The sequence below is a fragment of the Pseudomonas frederiksbergensis genome, from assembly GCF_017114915.1.
Taxonomy (GTDB): domain Bacteria; phylum Pseudomonadota; class Gammaproteobacteria; order Pseudomonadales; family Pseudomonadaceae; genus Aquipseudomonas; species Aquipseudomonas frederiksbergensis_I.
The window spans coordinates 1-20,371 of record NZ_JAAUOE010000006.1 but is presented as its reverse complement, the minus strand read 5'-3'; the positions used below and the strand labels follow the sequence as shown (position 1 = coordinate 20,371).

General features: G+C 61.0%; 19 protein-coding genes. 12 read left to right on the top strand and 7 right to left on the bottom strand.

Going from position 1 to position 20,371, the window contains the following annotated elements; translation table 11 throughout:
- Window positions 1–5 precede the first annotated feature (5 nt).
- Entirely contained in the window at window positions 6–821 is an 816-nt protein-coding gene (locus tag HCU66_RS06555) for a gamma-carboxygeranoyl-CoA hydratase (RefSeq protein WP_205887713.1), read from the top strand.
- Window positions 821–2,776: an acetyl/propionyl/methylcrotonyl-CoA carboxylase subunit alpha gene (locus tag HCU66_RS06550; RefSeq protein ID WP_205887712.1), complete on the top strand. Its 1,956-nt coding sequence runs from the start codon at window positions 821–823 to the stop codon at window positions 2,774–2,776. Before HCU66_RS06555 ends, HCU66_RS06550 begins: the two co-directional genes overlap by 1 nt.
- Before the next feature lie 39 nt (window positions 2,777–2,815).
- Here HCU66_RS06550 and HCU66_RS06545 read toward each other — a convergent pair whose 3' ends face one another.
- Complete coding sequence (locus tag HCU66_RS06545) at window positions 2,816–3,481, bottom strand: LexA family protein (RefSeq protein WP_205887711.1); 666 nt, start codon at window positions 3,479–3,481, stop codon at window positions 2,816–2,818.
- A 129-nt stretch (window positions 3,482–3,610) separates the two neighbouring features.
- On the opposite strand from HCU66_RS06545, the gene HCU66_RS06540 reads away from it, so the two are divergent.
- Together HCU66_RS06540 and HCU66_RS06535 are read left to right on the top strand one after the other, a co-directional pair.
- The gene (locus HCU66_RS06540) at window positions 3,611–3,952 is read left to right on the top strand and encodes a DUF6124 family protein (RefSeq protein ID WP_205887710.1); all 342 of its coding nucleotides are present in this window, start codon (window positions 3,611–3,613) and stop codon (window positions 3,950–3,952) included.
- 485 nt (window positions 3,953–4,437) lie between these two features.
- Window positions 4,438–5,589, top strand: a complete 1,152-nt coding sequence (locus HCU66_RS06535) for a M14 family metallopeptidase (protein ID WP_205887709.1) — start codon at window positions 4,438–4,440, stop codon at window positions 5,587–5,589.
- A 79-nt stretch (window positions 5,590–5,668) separates the two neighbouring features.
- Here HCU66_RS06535 and HCU66_RS06530 read toward each other — a convergent pair whose 3' ends face one another.
- The 6 genes from HCU66_RS06530 to HCU66_RS06505 form a co-directional block, all read right to left on the bottom strand.
- Window positions 5,669–6,214 carry a cytochrome b gene (locus tag HCU66_RS06530; protein ID WP_205887708.1) on the bottom strand — a complete coding sequence of 182 codons (546 nt, stop codon included), beginning with the start codon at window positions 6,212–6,214 and terminating at the stop codon, window positions 5,669–5,671.
- A complete protein-coding gene (locus tag HCU66_RS06525; protein WP_205887707.1) occupies window positions 6,211–7,302 on the bottom strand; it encodes a catalase family peroxidase in 1,092 nt (363 codons plus the stop codon). Before HCU66_RS06525 ends, HCU66_RS06530 begins: the two co-directional genes overlap by 4 nt.
- A 122-nt stretch (window positions 7,303–7,424) precedes the next feature.
- Window positions 7,425–8,189, bottom strand: a complete 765-nt coding sequence (locus tag HCU66_RS06520) for an enoyl-CoA hydratase-related protein (RefSeq protein WP_205887706.1) — start codon at window positions 8,187–8,189, stop codon at window positions 7,425–7,427.
- Between the two features lie 55 nt (window positions 8,190–8,244).
- Window positions 8,245–9,579, bottom strand: coding sequence for a ferredoxin reductase domain-containing protein (locus HCU66_RS06515; RefSeq protein WP_205887705.1), 1,335 nt, complete (start codon window positions 9,577–9,579; stop codon window positions 8,245–8,247).
- Window positions 9,576–11,177, bottom strand: a complete 1,602-nt coding sequence (locus HCU66_RS06510; RefSeq protein ID WP_205887704.1) for an amino acid adenylation domain-containing protein — start codon at window positions 11,175–11,177, stop codon at window positions 9,576–9,578. Before HCU66_RS06510 ends, HCU66_RS06515 begins: the two co-directional genes overlap by 4 nt.
- A gap of 222 nt (window positions 11,178–11,399) precedes the next feature.
- Complete coding sequence (locus tag HCU66_RS06505) at window positions 11,400–12,236, bottom strand: IclR family transcriptional regulator (protein ID WP_205887703.1); 837 nt, start codon at window positions 12,234–12,236, stop codon at window positions 11,400–11,402.
- Window positions 12,237–12,480: 244 nt separating this feature from the next.
- Between HCU66_RS06505 and HCU66_RS06500 the strand changes: the two genes are divergently transcribed.
- The 8 genes from HCU66_RS06500 to zapE all read left to right on the top strand — a co-directional run.
- A complete protein-coding gene (locus HCU66_RS06500) occupies window positions 12,481–13,506 on the top strand; it encodes an ABC transporter ATP-binding protein (protein ID WP_205887702.1) in 1,026 nt (341 codons plus the stop codon).
- A complete protein-coding gene (locus tag HCU66_RS06495) occupies window positions 13,503–14,372 on the top strand; it encodes an ABC transporter permease (RefSeq protein ID WP_205887701.1) in 870 nt (289 codons plus the stop codon). The genes HCU66_RS06500 and HCU66_RS06495 overlap by 4 nt, the downstream gene beginning before the upstream one ends.
- A 6-nt stretch (window positions 14,373–14,378) precedes the next feature.
- Window positions 14,379–15,173: an ABC transporter permease gene (locus HCU66_RS06490; protein WP_205887700.1), complete on the top strand. Its 795-nt coding sequence runs from the start codon at window positions 14,379–14,381 to the stop codon at window positions 15,171–15,173.
- Between the two features lie 7 nt (window positions 15,174–15,180).
- Window positions 15,181–15,471: a (2Fe-2S)-binding protein gene (locus HCU66_RS06485; protein WP_205887699.1), complete on the top strand. Its 291-nt coding sequence runs from the start codon at window positions 15,181–15,183 to the stop codon at window positions 15,469–15,471.
- A gap of 130 nt (window positions 15,472–15,601) precedes the next feature.
- A complete protein-coding gene (locus tag HCU66_RS06480; protein ID WP_205887698.1) occupies window positions 15,602–16,957 on the top strand; it encodes an FAD/NAD(P)-dependent oxidoreductase in 1,356 nt (451 codons plus the stop codon).
- Window positions 16,954–18,069 (top strand): NAD(P)/FAD-dependent oxidoreductase, encoded by a 1,116-nt coding sequence (locus tag HCU66_RS06475; protein WP_205887697.1) that lies wholly within the window; start codon window positions 16,954–16,956, stop codon window positions 18,067–18,069. The genes HCU66_RS06480 and HCU66_RS06475 overlap by 4 nt, the downstream gene beginning before the upstream one ends.
- Window positions 18,070–18,087: 18 nt before the next feature.
- Window positions 18,088–19,134, top strand: a complete 1,047-nt coding sequence (locus HCU66_RS06470) for an ABC transporter substrate-binding protein (protein ID WP_205887696.1) — start codon at window positions 18,088–18,090, stop codon at window positions 19,132–19,134.
- A gap of 189 nt (window positions 19,135–19,323) precedes the next feature.
- The coding region (gene zapE / locus HCU66_RS06465) for a cell division protein ZapE (protein WP_205887695.1) at window positions 19,324–20,371 on the top strand (1,048 nt) is incomplete at its 3' end.

Genomic DNA, 20,371 nt, shown 5'->3' with positions numbered 1-20,371 from the left:
AAACCATGAGCGACTTCAACACCCTCGAGCTGCTGACCGACCCGCGTGGCTTCGCCACCCTGTGGCTCAGCCGAGAAGAAAAGAACAACGCCTTCAACGCCGAAATGATCCGCGAACTGATCCTCGCGCTGGACAAAGTGTCGGGTGATGCCAGCCTGCGTTTCCTGGTGATCCGTGGGCGCGGCAAACATTTCAGCGCCGGTGCCGATCTGGCCTGGATGCAGCAATCGGCCGAACTCGATTACCACACCAACCTTGATGACGCCCGGGAACTGGCGGAATTGATGTACAACCTCGCCAAACTGAAAATACCGACCGTGGCGGTGGTGCAAGGCGCGGCCTATGGCGGCGCGCTGGGCCTGATCAGTTGCTGCGACATGGCCATCGGCGCCGACGACGCGCAGTTCTGTCTGTCGGAGGTACGCATTGGCCTGGCGCCGGCGGTCATCAGCCCGTTCGTGGTGCAAGCCATCGGCGAGCGCGCGGCACGGCGCTACGCCTTGACCGCCGAACGTTTCGGCGGGCAACGGGCTCGGGAAATCGGCCTATTGTCGGAGAGCTACCCGATGGCAGAGCTGGAGCACAAAGTCGATCAGTGGATCGACAACTTGCTGCTCAACAGTCCGGCGGCCATGCGCGCCAGCAAAGATTTGCTGCGCGAAGTCGGCCACGGCGCGCTGACCCCGGCGCTGCGCCGCTACACCGAGAACGCCATCGCCCGCATCCGCGTCAGCCCCGAAGGCCAGGAAGGCCTGCGCGCCTTCCTGCAAAAACGCTCGCCCACCTGGCAAGCTGAAATCACCCTCAAGGAGCCGCGTTGATGAGCGCACCTGTTCTCACCACCCTGCTGGTGGCCAACCGTGGCGAAATCGCTTGCCGGGTGATGCGCACCGCCAAGGCGCTGGGCCTGACCACCGTGGCCGTGCACAGCGCCACCGACCGTGACGCCCGGCACAGCCGTGAAGCGGATATCCGCGTCGACCTGGGCGGCAGCAAAGCCGCCGACAGTTATCTGCAGATCGACAAGTTGATCGCTGCGGCGAAGGCCAGCGGTGCTCAGGCGATTCATCCCGGTTATGGTTTTCTTTCGGAAAACGCCGGGTTCGCCCGCGCTATCGAAGCGGCCGGTCTGATCTTCCTCGGCCCGCCCGCCTCGGCCATCGACGCGATGGGCAGCAAATCCGCAGCCAAAGCCCTGATGGAAACCGCCGGTGTGCCACTGGTGCCCGGCTATCACGGCGAAGCCCAGGACCTCGACACTTTCCGCGATGCCTGCGAGCGCATCGGTTATCCGGTGCTGCTCAAGGCCACCGCCGGTGGTGGCGGCAAAGGCATGAAAGTGGTCGAGGACGTCAGCCAACTGGCCGAAGCCCTGGCCTCGGCGCAGCGTGAAGCGCAATCATCGTTCGGTGATTCGCGGATGCTGGTGGAGAAGTACCTGCTCAAGCCGCGTCACGTGGAAATCCAGGTGTTCGCCGACCAGCATGGCCACTGTCTGTACCTCAATGAACGTGATTGCTCGATTCAACGTCGGCATCAGAAAGTCGTCGAAGAAGCGCCCGCTCCAGGCCTGACCCCGGAGTTGCGTCGGGCCATGGGCGAAGCCGCCGTGCGTTCGGCTCAGGCTATCGGCTACGTCGGTGCCGGCACTGTGGAGTTTTTGCTGGATGCGCGCGGTGAGTTCTTCTTCATGGAGATGAACACGCGCCTGCAAGTCGAACACCCGGTTACCGAAGCGATCACCGGCCTTGATCTGGTGGCCTGGCAGATTCGCGTAGCTCGCGGTGAAGCGCTGCCAATCACTCAAGATCAGGTGCCGCTGATCGGCCATGCGATCGAAGTGCGGCTGTATGCCGAAGACCCGGGGCATGATTTTCTGCCGGCTACCGGGCGGCTGGCGTTGTACCGCGAATCCGCCAATGGGCCGGGACGTCGCGTGGACAGTGGCGTCGAAGAAGGCGACGAGATATCGCCGTTCTACGACCCGATGCTCGGCAAGCTGATCGCCTGGGGCGAAGACCGTGAACAGGCGCGGCTGCGGTTGCTGAGCATGCTCGATGAGTTTGCCATTGGTGGACTGAAGACCAACATCAACTTCCTGCACCGGATTATCGGCCACCCGGCGTTTGCCGCGGCCGAACTGGATACCGGGTTCATTCCGCGTTATCAGGAGCAACTGCTGCCAGAACCATCGCCGCTCAATGATGAATTCTGGCAAGCGGCCGCCCAGGCGTTTGCGCAAAGTCAGCCGCCTGTTTTGCGCGCCGATGACCCGAGTTCGCCTTGGGCCATTAACAATGGTTTGCGTGCCGGGTTGCCGACAGAAATCACCCTGCACTTGACTTGCGAAGGGCAGGACCGGGCGCTGACCCTGGGGGATGCCGACGCTCATACCGCGCGGCTCAAGGGTGAATACCTGCTGACCGAACACAACGGTTTGCGCCGCCAGCACCGGGCCATCCGTCGTGGCGATACGCTGTATCTGCAATGGGACGGCGAGTTGCGCCGCATCGCATCGTATGACCCGATCAGCGCCGTCGAAGCCAGTCACAGCCATCAGGGCGGGCTCACCGCCCCCATGAACGGCAGCATTGTGCGGGTGTTGGTGGAGGCCGGGCAAACGGTCGAAGCCGGGGCGCAGCTGGTGGTACTGGAAGCAATGAAGATGGAGCACAGCATTCGCGCGCCCCACGCCGGGGTGATCAAGGGGTTGTATTGCCAGGAAGGCGAAATGGTCAGCGAAGGCAGTGCCTTGGTGGAGTTGGAACAGGCCTGAAATAAAGATCGGTCCTACGCAGTGCGAGGACCGATCTGATTAGAATTTGGCAGTTGCCTGAACCACCACGCCGATGATTCGGCATTCTTCGGTGTAAAGGGCTTTCGGATAGGTCGGATTGAGCGGGACCAGATAACGCTGCCCGCCCTCTTCGATCAGTTTGCGAAAGACCGCCTCGGCGCTGCCGGGCCATTGGGCGATCACCAGTTTGCCAGGCTCCGGCACGATGGCCGGGTCGACCAGAATCAGCATGTCCTCGGCAATGCTCACCCCCGAAGGCGCCGTCATCGCATCGCCGACCACCACCAGCCAGAATGCCGCGCCCTGAGCGTGGTAATCGGACAGCTCGAAGCGTGGCTTGCCGGCAGCCGATGAAGCCCCGTAAGGCGATAGCTCCCCGTCGCGCACTTCCCCGGTTTTGCGCCAGTCACTGACCGGGTAGCGAAAGTACGGGTTGTACTTTTGCGTCAGAGAAATCCCCTCATCCTGTGAGACCTGCGGCTCCCTGATCACCATCGCCACTTCGAGATAGTCCATCCCCAGCGCCTGCAAGACACGATTCATCTCCGCGATGCCGGGCTGGCGACGTTTATTCAGCCAGTGGCCGACGCCGCCTTGGGACATTCCGATGCGCTCGGCGAGTATTTCTTGAGTGACTTTGAGTTCACTCATTTTGGCCTTGACCAATTCAATCCATTTATCCATGTGCGGCACGATACGTGGGGTACTCCGACCAACAAAACACAAATTGTAGTATTTAAATCCATGACACAAATACAGTACGTACTAAGCTGGGCTCACGGACTTGAATCTCTCACGGAGTTTGCCATCGTCATGACCATCCCCAGCAATACCCTGCCCGATATGCAATTCGACACTACCCTCACCTCGCCAAAAGGCTCTGCCGCCGCGCAGCGAGCGCTGGACTATTACTTGAAACCAGCTGTGTCAGAAGTGACCAGCGAAGAACGTTTCTTCGATGTGAACCGTAGCATCAGCTGCGAAGAGGCGCTGGTCCATGCTTCGGATCTGCTGCGGTGTGCCGCCGCCACCGCGCATGAGTCAGCCAACCAGCTGCAGGGCACAAGCCGGGATCTGGCGTTTTCGACGGTGCACATGATCGACATGGCCAAGGCGATGGTCGACCGGTCTCTGGAGGGCAATCAGAACGATTGAGGAAGGAGCGCACTGGAGGAAGACAGGAAAAATTTTCCAAGCGCGCAGATAAAATCATTTGACTTGCAAATGATAATGATTATTATTGCGTCATCTGATCGCGAGATCAGTCGATAGACCAAGAGACCTTAGGTCGGTCTCCTGGACTATCTCCTCATCAGGCTAATCACGGTTTTTGACCCGGCTTTTTGCCGGGTCTTTTTTTGCCAGTTATTCTGGCTTTGGCTTCAGGCTAATGAAGTCTGTGGGTGCTGCAAAATTCGATTGGCGCGGATGATATCAAAAGAACATCTGTTGGCAAGAGAAGCCCGGCAGCATTGGGCCAAACTAGCGCAAAATAGCACTTGAGAATCACTCGCGCAGTCTCTAAGCTGCATCGGCGTCAAGGAGGACGCCCCCCCTTTTTCACCCCCGTAATTTCCCCCGGTTCATCCCCCCCTTGCGTGTAAAGTAACAGCCATAAAAATCATATCCAGGAACCGATGATGGCCGTGGCTAAATCTTCTTTCGATATCAGCGCAAACTTCGACAGCGGCAATATTGAAGTGCTGGACATCAGCAATCCTCTGCAAGCGCTGCTGGCCATCAGGCCAGACACCCGCAGCCCGCATTTCCAGTGGTTCCACTTCAAGGTCAGCGGTCTGCACGTCGGTCAAGAGCATTGGTTTCGTCTGAACAACGCCAGTAAATCCTCGTACAACAAAGCTTGGGATGGCTATCAGGCGGTGGCGTCCTATGACCACGTCAACTGGTTCCGGGTGCCGACCATCTTCGAAGGCGACTGCCTGCGTTTCAGCCTCGAAGCCACTGCCACTCATGCCTGGTTCGCCTACTTCGAACCCTACAGCCGAGGGCGGCACGACTGGCTGATCGAACAGGCACTGACCAAAACCGGTACCGAACTGCTGGCCACCGGCAAGAGCATTGAAGGTCGCGACATCCAGTTATTGCGCAAAGGGACGGGTGCAGAAGGTCAGCGCAAGGTCTGGATCATCGCTCAGCAACACCCCGGCGAACACATGGCCGAATGGTTCATGGAGGGCGTGATCGAGCGCCTGGAAAAACACGACGACCCGGTGCTGAAAAAACTCCTGGCCAGCGCCGACCTGTACCTGGTGCCAAACATGAACCCGGACGGCGCCTTCCACGGTCATTTGCGCACCAACGCCATGGGGCAGGACCTGAATCGCGCCTGGCAGAACGCCAGCCAGGAGCTCAGCCCGGAAGTGCTGTTTGTTCAACAGCAAATGGAAAAGTATGGCGTCGACCTGTTCCTCGACATCCATGGCGATGAAGAAATCCCCCACGTGTTCACCGCCGGTTGCGAAGGCAATCCGGGCTATACGCCGCGGATCGCAAAACTCGAAGAGCACTTGCGCAGCCATCTGAAGCACCTGACCAAAGATTTCCAGACCAAATACGGCTACACCCGCGACGAGCCGGGTAAAGCCAACATGACCCTGGCCTGCAACAGTGTCGGTCAGAAATTCGACTGCCTGTCCCAGACCCTGGAAATGCCCTTCAAAGATCACGATGACGCGCCGAATGCACTCACCGGCTGGTCCGGCAAGCGCTCCAAGCAATTGGGCAAGGATGTGCTGACGACCATTGCCGATATGGTCGACATCCTGCGCTGATCAAAATATCGCAACCTGCGCCAGCGCCTACGCCGACTGTGTGAACCGCACGAATCCTTGTAGGCGTTGCCGCAGGTTTTTAGCCCCGATCCCTGCCCCGCAACATGCTGTCGAGCACCTCATCGCGGCGCACCCAACCGTGAAACAACGCCGCCGCCAAGTGCAGCAGCACGGTCAGGAACAGCAGATACGCCAGATACCCATGGGCCTTGCGCAGAAACGCAAACACCTGCGCATTCGCCGGCAGGATCGATGGCAACAGCAGCGAACGACTAAGCATCACCGGATCGCCAGCCGCCGAAATCATCGCCCAGCCCAGCAGCGGCAAAATCAGCATCAAGGCGTACAGCAAGACATGCGAGGCCTTCGCCGCGAGCACTTGCCAACCCGGCAGGTCCGCCGGCAGCGGCGGTTGCCGGGTCGAAAAACGCACGGCCAGACGCACGATCACCAACAGCAAAATCGCGATACCCAAGGGTTTGTGCAGATGGATCAGCCACTCATGACGCTCCGACACCGAGGCCACCATGCCCGCGCCGATAAACAGCATGGCGATAATCATCAACGCCATCAGCCAGTGCAGCAGTCGCGCCAACGGCGCGAAATGGTTCGGTTGAGCGCTCATTGACGAGCCTCCTGTCTGGCAGCGGGCAATTGACTGACTTCGCTGGTGCGGCGCAGGTAGGAACGGGCGTAACCTGCTGAGCGAGCGGCGAGCAGCGGGTCGTCGGAGCCTTCGATACCGCTGGGCAATACCAGTGGGTCATAGTTGATATCACGGCATTCGCCATTGAGTTGCGGCTGAGTGCTTTCGAGCACCAGCATGCCGGCGTTCAGCACTTTTCGGTCATTGGGCCACGCCTTGCTGGCGTCATTGACCGGGTCCCCGGGGTTCGCCAGGGTGATGTTCAACTGCCAACGCAACGATCCGGCGGACAAGCGCTGAGCCAGATCTTTCTCCAGGAAGTCAGCGCCCTCCGGGGCCGTCGCACCCGCTGCGTCCTGAGCGACCGGCGCCATGCTCCAACGCACCGCCTGCCGTTGCCCGGCTGCGTTCACCAGGTAAAACGCGTTGACACTGTTATAGGTTTCCGTCGCATAACTGGCCGACGGCTTGGCGGTTTTGATCCAGGCCAGAAACGGTGCTGCTTCCGGGTGAGAACCGAAGAACGCCGGAACAGCCGCGGGATTCGGTTTACCGGTCGCCGGATCCGGCGACTGCGCTTGTTGCAGCTGATAGAACGCCTCGGGCGTGCCCACCGGGAACACCGGCATGCTGTTCATCCCGGTGCGCCACTGCTGACCGTTGGCCTGGGTGAAACGCAACGCCAGGCTGCGGATCGACACGCTGTTGTCTGGCGCATAAGGGTTGCCGGCAGGCAGCGCAAAGCGCCCGACCACCGGAGTCCGCGCCTGGCTGAACACTTGGGCACTGGAATACTCGCGCGCCTGGCCGCTGCTCTCGAAATGCCCGATCACGCAAACCCCTTTGGCGTGGTTACGACGGAACCCCGGATGCACGCCGTTATTTTTCTCCAGCACATTGATCAACACGTTCGGCGTCAGACGCTGTGGGTCGAGTGTGCCGTTGACGTAGGCAAAAGCCCCGGCCAACCCGGCAACCACCAAGGCAATGCCGGTCAGGCGCAGCGTCCGGCTCGCGGTACTCAGGGGTGGCCGAGACGGCCCAGTTGCAGATGAGCGATCAACCATGAAAGTCTCCAGGGCCATGGGCCATAGGGGAAAAGAGCTATGAGACGAACGTCACGTAGGATTAATCCCCCTGAACTGTAGTTTCTTTCAAAGCACCGCGAGCAACGAATCCTCAAGGCTGCTCAAACCGGGTTGAAACACGGCTCACGCTTCTCCAAAAAGGCCTGCATACCTTCCTTTTGCCCTCCCGTGGCAAACAAACCATGAAACACCCTTCGCTCGTACAGAAGGCCATCGCGCAATCCCGACTCCAGTGCCCGGTCAACTGCTTCACGCGCAGCAAGTGTGGCGGTTTTGGCGAAACCGGCCATGATCTGCGCCGCGGCCAAGGAGTGTTCCAGCAGATCGCAGGCAGCGATTACGCGCGACACCAACCCTGCCCGCTCAGCCTCTTCGGCCGACATCGAACGTCCGGTCAAAATCATGTCCATGGCCTTCGACTTGCCTATCAGGCGTGTAAGACGTTGGGTCCCGCCCATTCCAGGCATCACCCCCAATCTGATTTCCGGTTGGCCAAAACGTGCCGTATCCGCGGCAAAGATCAGATCGCACATCATGGCCAGCTCACAGCCACCACCGTATGCATAACCCGCAACAGCGGCCAGCTTGGGCGTACGCAACGCGGCAAAGGCCTCCCACTCGGCAAAATAATCCTCATGGACCATGTCCAGATAAGATTTTTCGTACATCTCCTTGATGTCCGCGCCCGCCGCAAAAAAATCTGCCGTTCCGGTGATCACGAAACAGCCGACCCCGGGGTCACGGTCCAGCCGCTGCAACGTATCCAGCAGTTCGCGCATCAGGGCCGAGCTCAACGCATTCCTGGCCTGCGGGCGATTAAGACGAATCAATACGACTCGATCATGACGTTCGATCAGTGTGTGCATGGTGACCTCATTGAATACGGGTGAAATGTTTGAATGAAACAGCGCCTGGCGAGCATCAGGAATCCCAGATGGCGCCATATGCCGGAATGCCCCGCCCCTCCATTTCCTCGACCACTCGCTGAGTGAGCGTCTGGTTCGAAATGCAGATCACCGCCTCGGCACCGAACGTTCGAACCGCGTTATAGGCCAATTGCACGAGGTCTGGCTTGCCGAGTACGTCGGTGTCCCAGATCAGGGCATCGGGATTGGCCCGCAGGATCTCTTCCACCAACGCGTCACCGTAGGTGATTCGGGGACTGCGGGTCGACCAGACCAGCCGTATCGGCACCTGCCTGGCCAGCAAATGGGGCAACACCGGCCCGATGCCGCTGCCCGTGGCGATGTACACCACCGATTTGAACAGGGTTTCGATATGCGCCACGCCGGCGGTGGTAATGCCTTTGACCCAGACATGCGTCGGCATTTGCTCGATGAACTCGCCGGTCCAGTCACCTGCGCGGGAAATGATCAGGCGAAAACCCGCTTCACCCGGTGCGGGAATATTGGCAAAGGAGTGCCACTCCATCAGCGGGTTGAGGCTGATGGCGTTGGAGGAGCCGGCAAACGGCGTGGTATGGCCGAAATGCGCGATCACCGCATGAGAAGAAGGCCTGATCAGTTGCACCGGCACTTTGCGCAGACGAAACCATGGCAAGGCAATACTGAACGTCAGCACAATCAGCACCCAGAATGGCACCGACGTCGACAGCACCTCGTTCACGGGGACCTGCGGGTTCTGGTCCCGGGCAAACAGAACGGTCCATACCCAGAACAGCGCGAGCGCGGTCCATCCACCAAAGCGGTGCATTCGCTCGAAGCCGTTGTGAAAACGTGCGCGAATCCGTGGGTGAGCCATGATTGCCACCAGCAGCAAGATCCCCAGCAACCCGGCGCTCACCCCGAGCAGCGCCAGAGAAACCCCACCCAGGCCCTTGATCCAATGCCAGACCAGGGAGCCACTCAACACCGCGAACCAGCCAATCGCCGCCAGCGCCCCGCCGCTGTGCAGGCCGCCGAAGTGGTAAACCTTGGCCAGTGAGCGGCGAATCGCAAGCGGCCAACCAGTGGGTGCCCTGGTTGCCAGCCAGAACAGCAGATTGATGAGGTATTGCTGGCGAATCAAAATCGCCATCGACAGATTCGCCACCACCAACGCCGACAGCGCCTCAAGGACAACCCCCGAAGATGTCCACCACTGCCCGGCGGTCAACCCATGCGCCAGCGCCGCGATATTGAGTGCAAGCACCAACGCCACCAGGCGGTTGTAATGAGAAAATATCGGCAACGTTCCCAATCGTCGCCATAGCGCATGTTTGGCGGGTAGCGCGATATCCGGATTCCCCCCCTTCATGCGTTCACCACTGACCGGGTCGCCGCGCCAAGGTCGGCCTGATGCGCCATCGCCCACTCCAGCAGCAAGCGTTTGTCGACCTTGCCGCGTGAGGTCAGCGGAATCTGCTCCACGGCGAGAATCAGCGAAGGGACGCAATAGTAGGCAAGCCGCTCTTCACAACGCCGTCTGGCATCATCGATGTCCGTGGTCACGGGATAGACGAAGGCCGCCAGATGGCGACTGTCGAGTTTCAAGGTGACCGCCCGCTCGCAACTATCGGATGACTCCAGAGCCGCAGAAACAGAATCGAGCTCCACCCGAAACCCTCTGACCTTGACCTGATCATCGACGCGTCCCAGGTGTTCAAGTTCGCCGTTCACTGTCCAGCGCCCCAGATCGCGTGTGCGGAACATCATCCGGCCCTGCCCCAGAAACGGGTCAGGTCGATAGCGTTCAGCCGTCAACGCAGGGTTACCCAAATAACCCGCCGTCACACAGTCGCCACCGGCCCACATCTCGCCTTGCTCACCCACCTTACAAAGCCGGCCCGCCTCGTCCAGCACATACACCGTGTTGTTGGGAGTGGGTTTGCCGATCGTCAACGGCCCTTCGCCCCGGTAATGCTGCATGGTGTTGACAATGGTGGTTTCGGTCGGGCCGCAGGCATTGTAAAAAGTGCAGAACGACGACCAGCGATCAGCCAGGGCGCGCGGGCACGGCTCCCCTGCAAGGGCCACGACCTTGACTTGCCGGCAACGCAATGGATCGAGGGTGCCGAGAATCGAGGGCGTGGCGATCAGCACATCGCATTGTTCGGCAGTCTGGCCGATGTCCTTTCCACGGATCATCAAGGTCGCGCCGTGAGCCAGACAACCGAGTATTTCCCAAGCCGCCATGTCAAAGGCAATGTTAAGTATCTGTCCGACCTTGAGCCCAGGCCGCATGCCGAGATTGCCAGGGGCTGTCAGCAAAATATTGCACACATTACGTTGGGTCACCCGAACCCCATTGGGCAGGCCGGTGGTGCCGGAGGTAAACAGAACGAAACACAATCGGTCCGGGGTCGATGACGGCGAACAGGCCACATTCAGGTCATCAGCGGGTGTTGACGCAACCTTCATGAACTCATCGAGGCAAATGCAGTGCTGCTGTGAGGTCAGGGGAATTTGCGACTTGAGGCTCGACAGCGTCAGCACCACCCGCGTCGAAGCCACGTCCATGATGTGGCGCAATTGTGCGCTGGGGGTGATCCCTACATGCTGGGGAATATAGGCAGCCCCCACTTTCAATGCTGCCAACATTCCCACCAACATCGGGATCGAGCGTTCCACAAACAAGGCCACGTGATCGCCCGGGGCGACGCCCTGCTGACGCAACAGCGTGGCCAGGCGATTGGCCTGCCGGTTCAATTCGCCGTAGCTGATGGTTTCTCCCAGACAATGGGCGGCGATGCCCTGGGGTCTGACCGCAGCGTGTGCTTCGATGGCGTGATGAATCAGGAGAAATGCTGGCTGATCCGTTGGCCCACGACCGAATCGCTGCCACACGTCTTGAGCATCGGTCGGAAGCGGCAAACGGCTCGCTGCCGGTTCAAGGGTAATTTCGCACTCTCGCATCTCAAAATCTCTTCAGGCTCAATGTTTACGTTCAGCACGGGTGGCTCTGCGCAGCCTGGTGAGGGGCCGAGCTGATTGCCCGAGCTTGCGGTATGGGTTGAGCCACGAAGTTCGATGCCATTACATGGCTTACAAATCCCTCAGAAATGCCCTACAAAAATGAGAAATACCCTGACAAGGACAACACCAATCGATGGGGCCGTGATCATTTGGAGATTATGGTCAACCCTGCCCGAACACCTGCGAAGGCCTGCGCAACAGCGGATCGAACGGATTGATCCGCGGCCCGATCAACGCCGCTTCACGCTTGAGCATTTCCACCACCGTCGGCAGGCGATCCGGCCCCAGGCGATCACTGACCGTGGCCACACTCAGCGCCGCCACCGCCCGGCCTTCGCGGTCGAGAATCGGCACCGCCACCCCGGCCATGCCCGGCAACACGCCGGTGTTGCGCCCGGCGTAACCGAGGGATCGCACATTCTCGACTTCCGAGCGCAGGAACACCTCGTCATACAGGTGAAAGTCCTTGAGTCGCGGCAAGTTGTAATGAATCACCGTGTCGCGTTCCTCTTGCGGTAGAAACGCCAGAATCGCCAGGCTGCCCTGGCCCACGCCGAGCGCCACCCGCCCACCGATGTCACCGGTAAAGGTGCGAATCGGAAACGGTCCTTCACTGCGATCCAGACAAATCGCGTCGAAGCCGCTGCGCGCCAGTAAAAACAACGAATCCCCCAACGATGCCGACAACCGCAGCAACGCCGGCCGCGCCAGTTCGCGCAAGTTGCCGGTGTTGCCGGCGCGGGCCGCCAAGGCAAAAAATTCCAGGCTCAGGCGATAGCGTTTGCTGCGGGCGTCCTGCTCGACCATGCCCTCGTCCATCAGGCTGCGCAGCAAGCGGTGGGTGGTCGGTTGCGACAAACCGATGCGCTGCGCCAGTTGCGTCACCCGCTCCCCGCCTTCGACGGTGTCACCCAGGCTGCGCAGCACGGCAAACAATCTTGAGACCGCACCGACACCGACTTCATTCTTGTTTTCATTCCATTGAGTGGAATCAGACATGATATTTCTCGACAATAAATTTACTCACCGAATGAAACTGAAAATAGTCATCGCTTCAGTGAAATAGGCCATTGAGCCCATCCTATTCTTCGTCCTACTCTGCGTCCATACAGGGGCGATTCGAACAACAGCGGCAGCCGACAACAGTCGAGCGCCAACGCACCCCGGCAACATCTTTTCGTATCTGCCCATACAAAAAAGCGCGCCTTTGGCGACGCATAACAATCTCAGGTGGAGCGCAGTCATGGCCTTTGTGCAACTTGAAAACCTCGGCAAACGTTACGGCGAGATCGACGCGGTCGTCGCCACCAACCTGTCGGTGGAAAAAGGCGAGTTCGTCTCCTTGCTCGGCCCCTCCGGCTGCGGCAAAACCACCACCTTGCAAATGATCGCCGGCTTCGTCGAAGTCAGCAGCGGGCGCATTGTGCTGGACGGTCGTGACATCACCCACGCCAAACCCGCCAGCCGTGGTCTGGGGGTGGTGTTCCAGAGTTATGCGCTGTTCCCGCACATGAGCGTGCAAGACAACGTCGCCTTCGGCCTGCGCATGCGCAAAGTGCCCAACGGCGAATTGCAGCAACGGGTCGACCGGGTGCTGAAACTGGTACGTCTGCACCAGCACGCCGAGCGTTACCCTCGGGAGCTTTCCGGCGGTCAGCGCCAGCGTGTCGCGCTGGCCCGAGCGTTGGTCATCGAGCCGCCGGTGTTGCTGCTCGACGAACCGCTGTCCAACCTCGACGCCAATCTGCGTGAAGAGATGCAGTTCGAAATCCGCCGCATCCAGCGTGAGGTCGGCATCACCACGCTGATGGTCACCCACGACCAATCCGAAGCCCTGTCGATCAGCGACCGGGTGGTGGTGATGCAGGCCGGGCGCATTACCCAGATCGACGCGCCCTACACCCTCTACGAACACCCGCGCACCGAGTTCATTTCCGGCTTCGTCGGCAAGGCCAACTTGCTGCCCGGCGAACGGGACAGCGCTGGCGTCGTGCAGGTCTGCAACCGTGGCAACGGCGAACTGACCCTGAGCCTGCGTCCGGAAAAGATCGACTTGCTGGATAAAGGCCTGGGCCGTCTGCAAGGCAAGATCGTCAGCCGCTTTTTCCTTGGCAGCCAATGGCTGTACGGCGTATCGACATCGTTGGGCGAACTCAGCGTGGTGCGCCGCAATGACGGTTCGGCCCCCTTGATCGAAGACACGGCGGTCGGCCTCGATTGGGATGCAACATTGCTGCGGGTGCTGAGTGTCGACGAGGTGTCGGCATGAGTACGCTTGCCGTCATCCGCCAAGGACGTCAGGGCTATTGGTTATCCGCACCGGCCCTGGCGTTGTACTTCGGCCTGCTGGTGATCCCGCTGCTGCTGACGCTGATCTTGTCGTTCAACGTCTTCGACTACAGCTCGGGGATCAACAGCGACGCCTACACCCTCGATCATTACAGCAGCCTGCTGGGCGATCCGTACTTCTACGAGATCTTTCTGAGGACGTTTTGGATCAGCGCCCTGACCACCCTGCTCTGCGTGCTGATCGGCGTGCCCGAGGCCTACATCCTCAGTCGCATGGGCGCGCCGTGGCGTTCGATTTTCCTGATTCTGATCCTCACGCCGCTGCTGATTTCAGTGGTGGTGCGGGCGTTCGGCTGGAGTCTGTTGCTGGGCGCCGACGGGCTGATCAACCAGACCTTGCAAGCCTTCGGTGGCTCGCCGATGAAGCTGCTCTACACGCCGTTCGCGGTGGTGATCGCGCTGGTTCACGTGATGCTGCCGTTCATGATCATTCCGGTCTGGACCTCGCTGCAAAAACTCGACCCGGCCGCCGAGCAAGCCGCGCTGTCGCTGGGTGCGAGCCACCTCACGGTGATGCGCAAAGTGGTGTTGCCGCAAATCATGCCCGGCGTGCTTTCCGGCACCTTGATCGTGTTCGGCCTGGCGGCCAGCTCATTCGCCATCCCCGGATTGCTCGGCGGACGCCGGCTGAAGATGGTCGCCACGCTGATCTACGACCAATACCTGTCGGAACTCAACTGGCCCATGGGCGCCACCATCGCCGTGGCCCTGCTGTTGCTCAACCTGCTGATCATGCTGTCGTGGAACCGGATGATCGAAGGCCGCTACAAGAAGTCATTGGGATAATTCGTCATGTCCAGAAACGGTCCTTTCGCCTTGCTGTTCCATGCCCTGGTGGTGCTGTTCATGCTCGCGCCGCTGGTGGTGGTGTGCCTCGTCGCCTTCACCCCGGAAAACACCCTGAGCCTGCCGACCACCGAGTTTTCCCTGCGCTGGTTTCGCGCCGTGTTCGAACGCGCGGACTTTGTCGATGCGTTCTACAACAGCCTGATCCTGGCGTTCAGCGCGGCCAGTCTGGCGACGCTGATTGCGGTGCCGGCGGCGCTGGCGATCACCCGTTTCGAGTTCCCCGGACGGGACTTTTTCAACGGCCTGTTCCTGTCGCCCATCATCATTCCGCACCTGGTGCTGGGGGTGGCGTTGCTGCGGCTGTTCGCGCTGATGGGCGTGAATGGCAGCTTCGCCTGGCTGATCTTCGCGCATGTGCTGGTGATCACGCCGTATGTGCTGCGCCTGGTATTGGCGTCGGCCATCGGCCTGGACCGCAGCGCCGAACACGCGGCGCAATCGTTGGGCGCCGGGCGCTTCACGCTGTTCCGGCAAATCACCTTGCCGATGATTCTGCCGGGGGTCGCCGGTGGCTGGCTGCTGGCGTTCATCAACAGCTTCGATGAGGTCACGTTGTCGATCTTTGTCACCTCGCCGGCTACTCAGACGTTGCCGGTGCGCATGTACGTGTACGCCACCGAATCCATCGATCCGATGATGGCGGCGGTGTCGGCCCTGGTGATTGCGCTGACCGCGCTGACGATGATTCTGCTCGATCGGGTCTATGGCCTGGATCGGGTGCTGGTGGGTAAACAATGAGGACGCCATGGCGCTGCTGAAACGACTGGCCGAAGGCGACCGCCCGGCCCTGGACTTTACCCTCGACGGCGTGCCTGCCCGTGGCTTGCTCGGCGACACCCTGCTGACCGCCGTACTGACCTGCAGCGAACACCTGCGCGGCAGCGACTTCAGCGCCGAACCCCGCGCCGGCTTCTGCCTGATGGGCGCCTGCCAGGACTGCTGGGTACGCCTGGGCGATGGTCGCCGGGTGCGGGCCTGTTCGACCCTGCTTGAGGCCGGACAGCACATCAGCCGTGAACCGGGGCGATCCCTATGAACACATTTTCCAGCAGCAGAAACCCGGTCTCCTGTAGGAGCCGGCTTGCCGGCGAAGGCTTCTTCATTGGCGCTGCAGGGCTTGAGGCCGCCTTCGCTGGCAAGCCAGCTCCTACAGGGGATCTGTGACTATGAAATCTGTGATCATCATCGGCGCTGGACCGGCGGGCATTCGTGCTGCTCAGACACTGGTGGCCCACGGCGTGCGCCCGGTTCTGCTGGATGAAGCCGCACGCGGTGGCGGACAGATTTATCGGCGCCAGCCGGAGAACTTCAAGCGTTCGGCGGTCAAGCTATATGGCTTCGAAGCCCCCAAGGCCAACGCGCTGCATCAGACTCTCGACAATTTGTGCGAACAACTCGACTACCGCCCCAACACGCTGGTGTGGAACGCCGAAGCGAACGCGCTCGACACCTTGCACAAGGGCCGCGCCCTACGTGTGGCGTTCTCCCGGGTAATCGTCGCCACGGGGGCCACCGACCGGATTCTGCCGGTGCCGGGCTGGACGTTGCCGGGGGTGTACAGCCTCGGCGCGGCGCAGATCGCCTTGAAGTTTCAGGGCTGCGCCATTGGTGAACGCGTGGTGTTCGCCGGCAGCGGGCCGTTGCTGTACCTGGTGGCCTATCAATACGCCAAGGCTGGTGCGAACGTGATCGCGGTGCTCGACAGCTCGCCGTTCAGCGCTCAGGCCCGCGCCTTGCCCGGCCTGCTGTCACAACCCGCCACGCTGGCCAAAGGCATTTATTACCGCACCTGGCTGACCGCCCACGGCATCCCGGTGCATCAGGGCGCAACCTTGAAAAGCATCGCTGGCAACCACCGTGTGCAATCGCTCAATTGGTCCAACGCCAGAGGCGAACATCAGCTGGAATGCGACGCCGTGGCCTTCGCCCATGGCCTGCGCAGCGAAACCCAACTCGCCGACCTGCTGGGCTGCGAATTCACCTGGAACCCGCTCAACCGCGCCTGGCTGCCCCAACGCGACAGCGCCGGACGCAGCAGTGTCGCCGAGGTGTACCTGGCCGGTGACGGCGCCGGCATCATGGGCGCCGACGCAGCGGAAATGGCCGGTGAACGGGCAGCCTTGGCGCTGCTCGAAGACATCGGCTACCTGATCCCATCGCAACGAGCCACTCAACTGGAACAGTCGCTGAATAACGTCGGCAGATTCCGCCAGGGCCTGGAGCGCGCCTTTGCCTTTCCCGAAAACTGGGCCGCCGACGCCGTAGATGACCTGATGATCTGTCGCTGCGAAGAAGTACGCGCCGGCGAAATCCGCCAGGTGGTGCGCGAAGGTCATTGGGAGATCAACCGGGTCAAGGCCCATTGTCGGGTCGGCATGGGTCGCTGTCAGGGCCGGATGTGCGGGGCCGCCGCCGCGGAAATCGTTGCCTGCGAAAGCCAGCGCTGCGTATCCGACATCGGTCGGTTGCGGGCTCAGGCACCGATCAAACCCTTGCCGTTCGGTCTGGAGGTCGAGCCATGATCGAAGTCGAGGCAATCATCATTGGCGGCGGCATTGTCGGCGCTTCCGCCGCCCTGTTTCTGAGCAAGGCCGGCCGTCGCGTGGCGCTGCTGGAACGGGATTTTTGCGGTTCGCATTCCAGTGGCGTGAATTATGGCGGCGTGCGCCGTCAGGGCCGGCCGCTGTCGCAATTGCCGCTGTCGCAACGGGCCCACGATATCTGGGGACAGCTGCCGCAATTGATCGGCATCGACGGCGAATACCAGCGCAGCGGTCACCTGAAACTCGCCCGCAGCCCCAACGACCTGCACGCCTTGCAGGACTATGCCGCCAGCAGCCAGGGGTTCGGCCTCGACTTGCAGCTGTTGGACCGTAGTGAGTTGCGCGCACGTTTTCCGTGGGTCGGAGACGTCGCGGTCGGTGCCTCGTTGTGCCCGGACGACGGCCACGCCAACCCGCGTCTGGTGTCTCCGGCGTTTGCCCAAGCGGCGCGTCGGCATGGCGCACAAATCCATGAACAGTGTGCAGTGACTGTGGTGGAGCATGACGGTCAGCGCTTTCGCATCAGCACCCAAAACGGTCTCGAACTGTACGCGCCCTGGCTGCTCAACTGCGCCGGCGCCTGGGCCGGCAGCCTCGCTGCGCAATTCGGCGAAGCGGTGCCCATGCACGCCGGGCACCCGGCCATGCTGGTCACCGAACCGTTGCCGCTGGTGATGAATGCCAGTACTGGCGTCGAGGGCGGCGGCATCTATGCCCGTCAGGTCGCGCGCGGCAATTGTGTGTTGGGTGGCGGCCAGGGCTTTGCCCTCGACGGTGCCCGCGCCCGGCCCGGCCAGCACGCGGTGATCGAGATCCTGCGTCAGGCCGTCGAGCTCTATCCGTTTCTTGAGGGCGCCCAGGCGATTCGCACCTGGAGCGGCACCGAAGGGTATCTGCCCGATCGCCAACCGGTGATCGGCCATAGCAGCACCCAACCCGGTCTGTTGCACGCGTTCGGCTTTGCCGGCGCGGGCTTCCAGATCGGGCCTGCGGTGGGTCAGGCGCTCACCGAGATCATCTGTAGCGGCGCGTCAAAGACGCCGCTGGATGCATTTTCCATCACCCGGTTTCATTCCATCTCCGTAGCTTGATAGAGGAAGGTCGCGCCAATGAATAACTTCAAACGCACTGCACTGCTCGGATTTTCATGCCTGAGCGCTCTGCTCACGGTCACCCAGGCCCACGCCGAACCGACGCTGTACCTGGGCATGAACGGCGGAACCATGGAGCGGCTCTACGCCGACAAGGTGCTGCCGGCTTTCGAGAAGGCCAATAACGTCAAGGTGGTGATCGTGCCGGGAACCTCCGCCGATATTCTGGCCAAGGTCCAGGCCAGCAAAGGCAACCCGCAGCTGCACGTGATGTTCCTCGACGACGGCATCATGTACCGCGCCATCGCCATGGGTTTGTGCGACAAACTCGAAGACAGCCCGACCCTGGCGCAGATTCCGGCCAAGGGCCGCATCAAGGATCAGGCTGTAGCGGTCAGCCTCGGCGTTACCGGATTGGCGTACAACACGCGGCTGTTCAAGGAAAAAGGCTGGAACGCGCCGACCTCCTGGATGGACATGGCCGACCCGCGCTTCAAGGACAGACTGGTGTTCCAGTCGGTGGCCTCGTCGACCTTCGGCCTGCATGGTTTCCTGATGTTCAACCGGATCCAGGGCGGCAGCGAAACCGACGTCGAACCGGGGTTCAAGGCCTGGCCGAACACCGTCGGGCGCAATGTGCTGGAGTACATTCCGAGTTCGGCAAAGATTTCCGAAATGCTCCAGACCGACGAAGCGGCGCTGTTCCCGTTGACCCCGACCCAGGTCACCGCGCTGAAACTCAAGGGCATGCCGGTGGAATATGCACAGCCCAAGGAAGGCTCGGTGGTGCTCAACGTGGCCGAATGCGCCATCGCCAACAACACCCAACCGGAACTGGCGCAGAAACTCGCCGCCTTCCTGCTGACGCCCGAAGCGCAAGCCGCCGCGCTTGAAGATGGCGATCAGATTCCGTCCAACCCGAATACACCGACCACCGACAAGACCCGTGGCCAGGTCGAGGCGATGAAACAGTACCTGCAAACCGCGATTGCCATCGACTGGGATCAGGTCAACGAACAGCGCCCGGCGTGGAATGACCGGTGGAATCGCAGTATCGAGCGCTAACCTCGAAGATCAAAAGATCGCCTGTGGTGAGGGGGCTTGTCTGTGGCGAGGGACCTTGCTCCCTCGCCACAAAAGCGCCCCCACCACAACCGCTTCCTCGACACCGGTGGAAGGAAAATTCGCCCTTTGGTTACACTACGCCGCCGCGGCTCGGGGAGTCGGGCCTGAAGATTACGGGGTGACATCACAGTGGCCATTCGACCTCCCAACCGTGCGCGACTCAAACCACGCTGGCCCGCGCTACGCCGTTTCTTCGGCAAGGCATTCTCGGCCCCGGCCAGTGGCAGCGCGCAGGATCGGGTGATCCACGACTATTTCCACCACAAGTCCCATGCCCAGGGCTATACCCTCAGCCACAGCCAGCAGCGCGTGATCGACTGCATGGCGCAGCACGCGTCGGCGCTGCTGGGCGGATCGGCGCCCACACGCCCCGGTCTTTACCTTTACGGTGCCGTCGGGCGCGGCAAGAGCTGGTTGCTCGACGGTTTTTTCCAGGCCATCCCCGTCGCGGAAAAACAGCGCCTGCACTTCCATGAGTTTTTTGCGCATCTGCACCAGGGCATGTTCAGCCATCGCGATCAGCCTGACCCACTGGCAACTACCCTCGACGAACTGCTGCATGACTGCCGGGTGCTGTGTTTCGACGAATTCCATGTGCATGACATCGGTGACGCGATGCTCATCACGCGGCTGTTCAAGGCGCTGTTCCGCCGGGGGATTGTGCTGCTGGTGACCTCCAACTACCCGCCGGAAGGTTTACTGCCCAATCCCCTCTACCACGCACGTTTCAAACCGGTGATCGACCTGATCAACACGCGCATGCAGGTGATGGAAGTCGGCGGCCCCCATGATTATCGCAGCCAGGCGCAAAGCCATGCGCAGCAGTTGTTCACCCAGGGTCAGTACGTCTGGCCAGCCACGCAGGCACAGCGTCAGGCGTTGCACCTGCCCGAACACGACGCTGCGGCCATTGCACTGCCCGTCGGGACACGGCACCTTCAAGCCCGATACTGCGAAGGGCGAACCATCGGCTTCACCTTCAGCGACCTGTGCGAACGCCCCACCGCGGTCATGGACTATCTGGAACTGTGCCGACGGTTCGACCGCTGGATCATCGACAAACTGCCCGGCCTCGCCGACTGTTCAATCGCGGCCCAACAACGTTTCATCAACCTGATCGACGTCTTGTACGACCAGGACAAACACCTGATTCTGCTCGGCCACCAGTCGTTGCGCG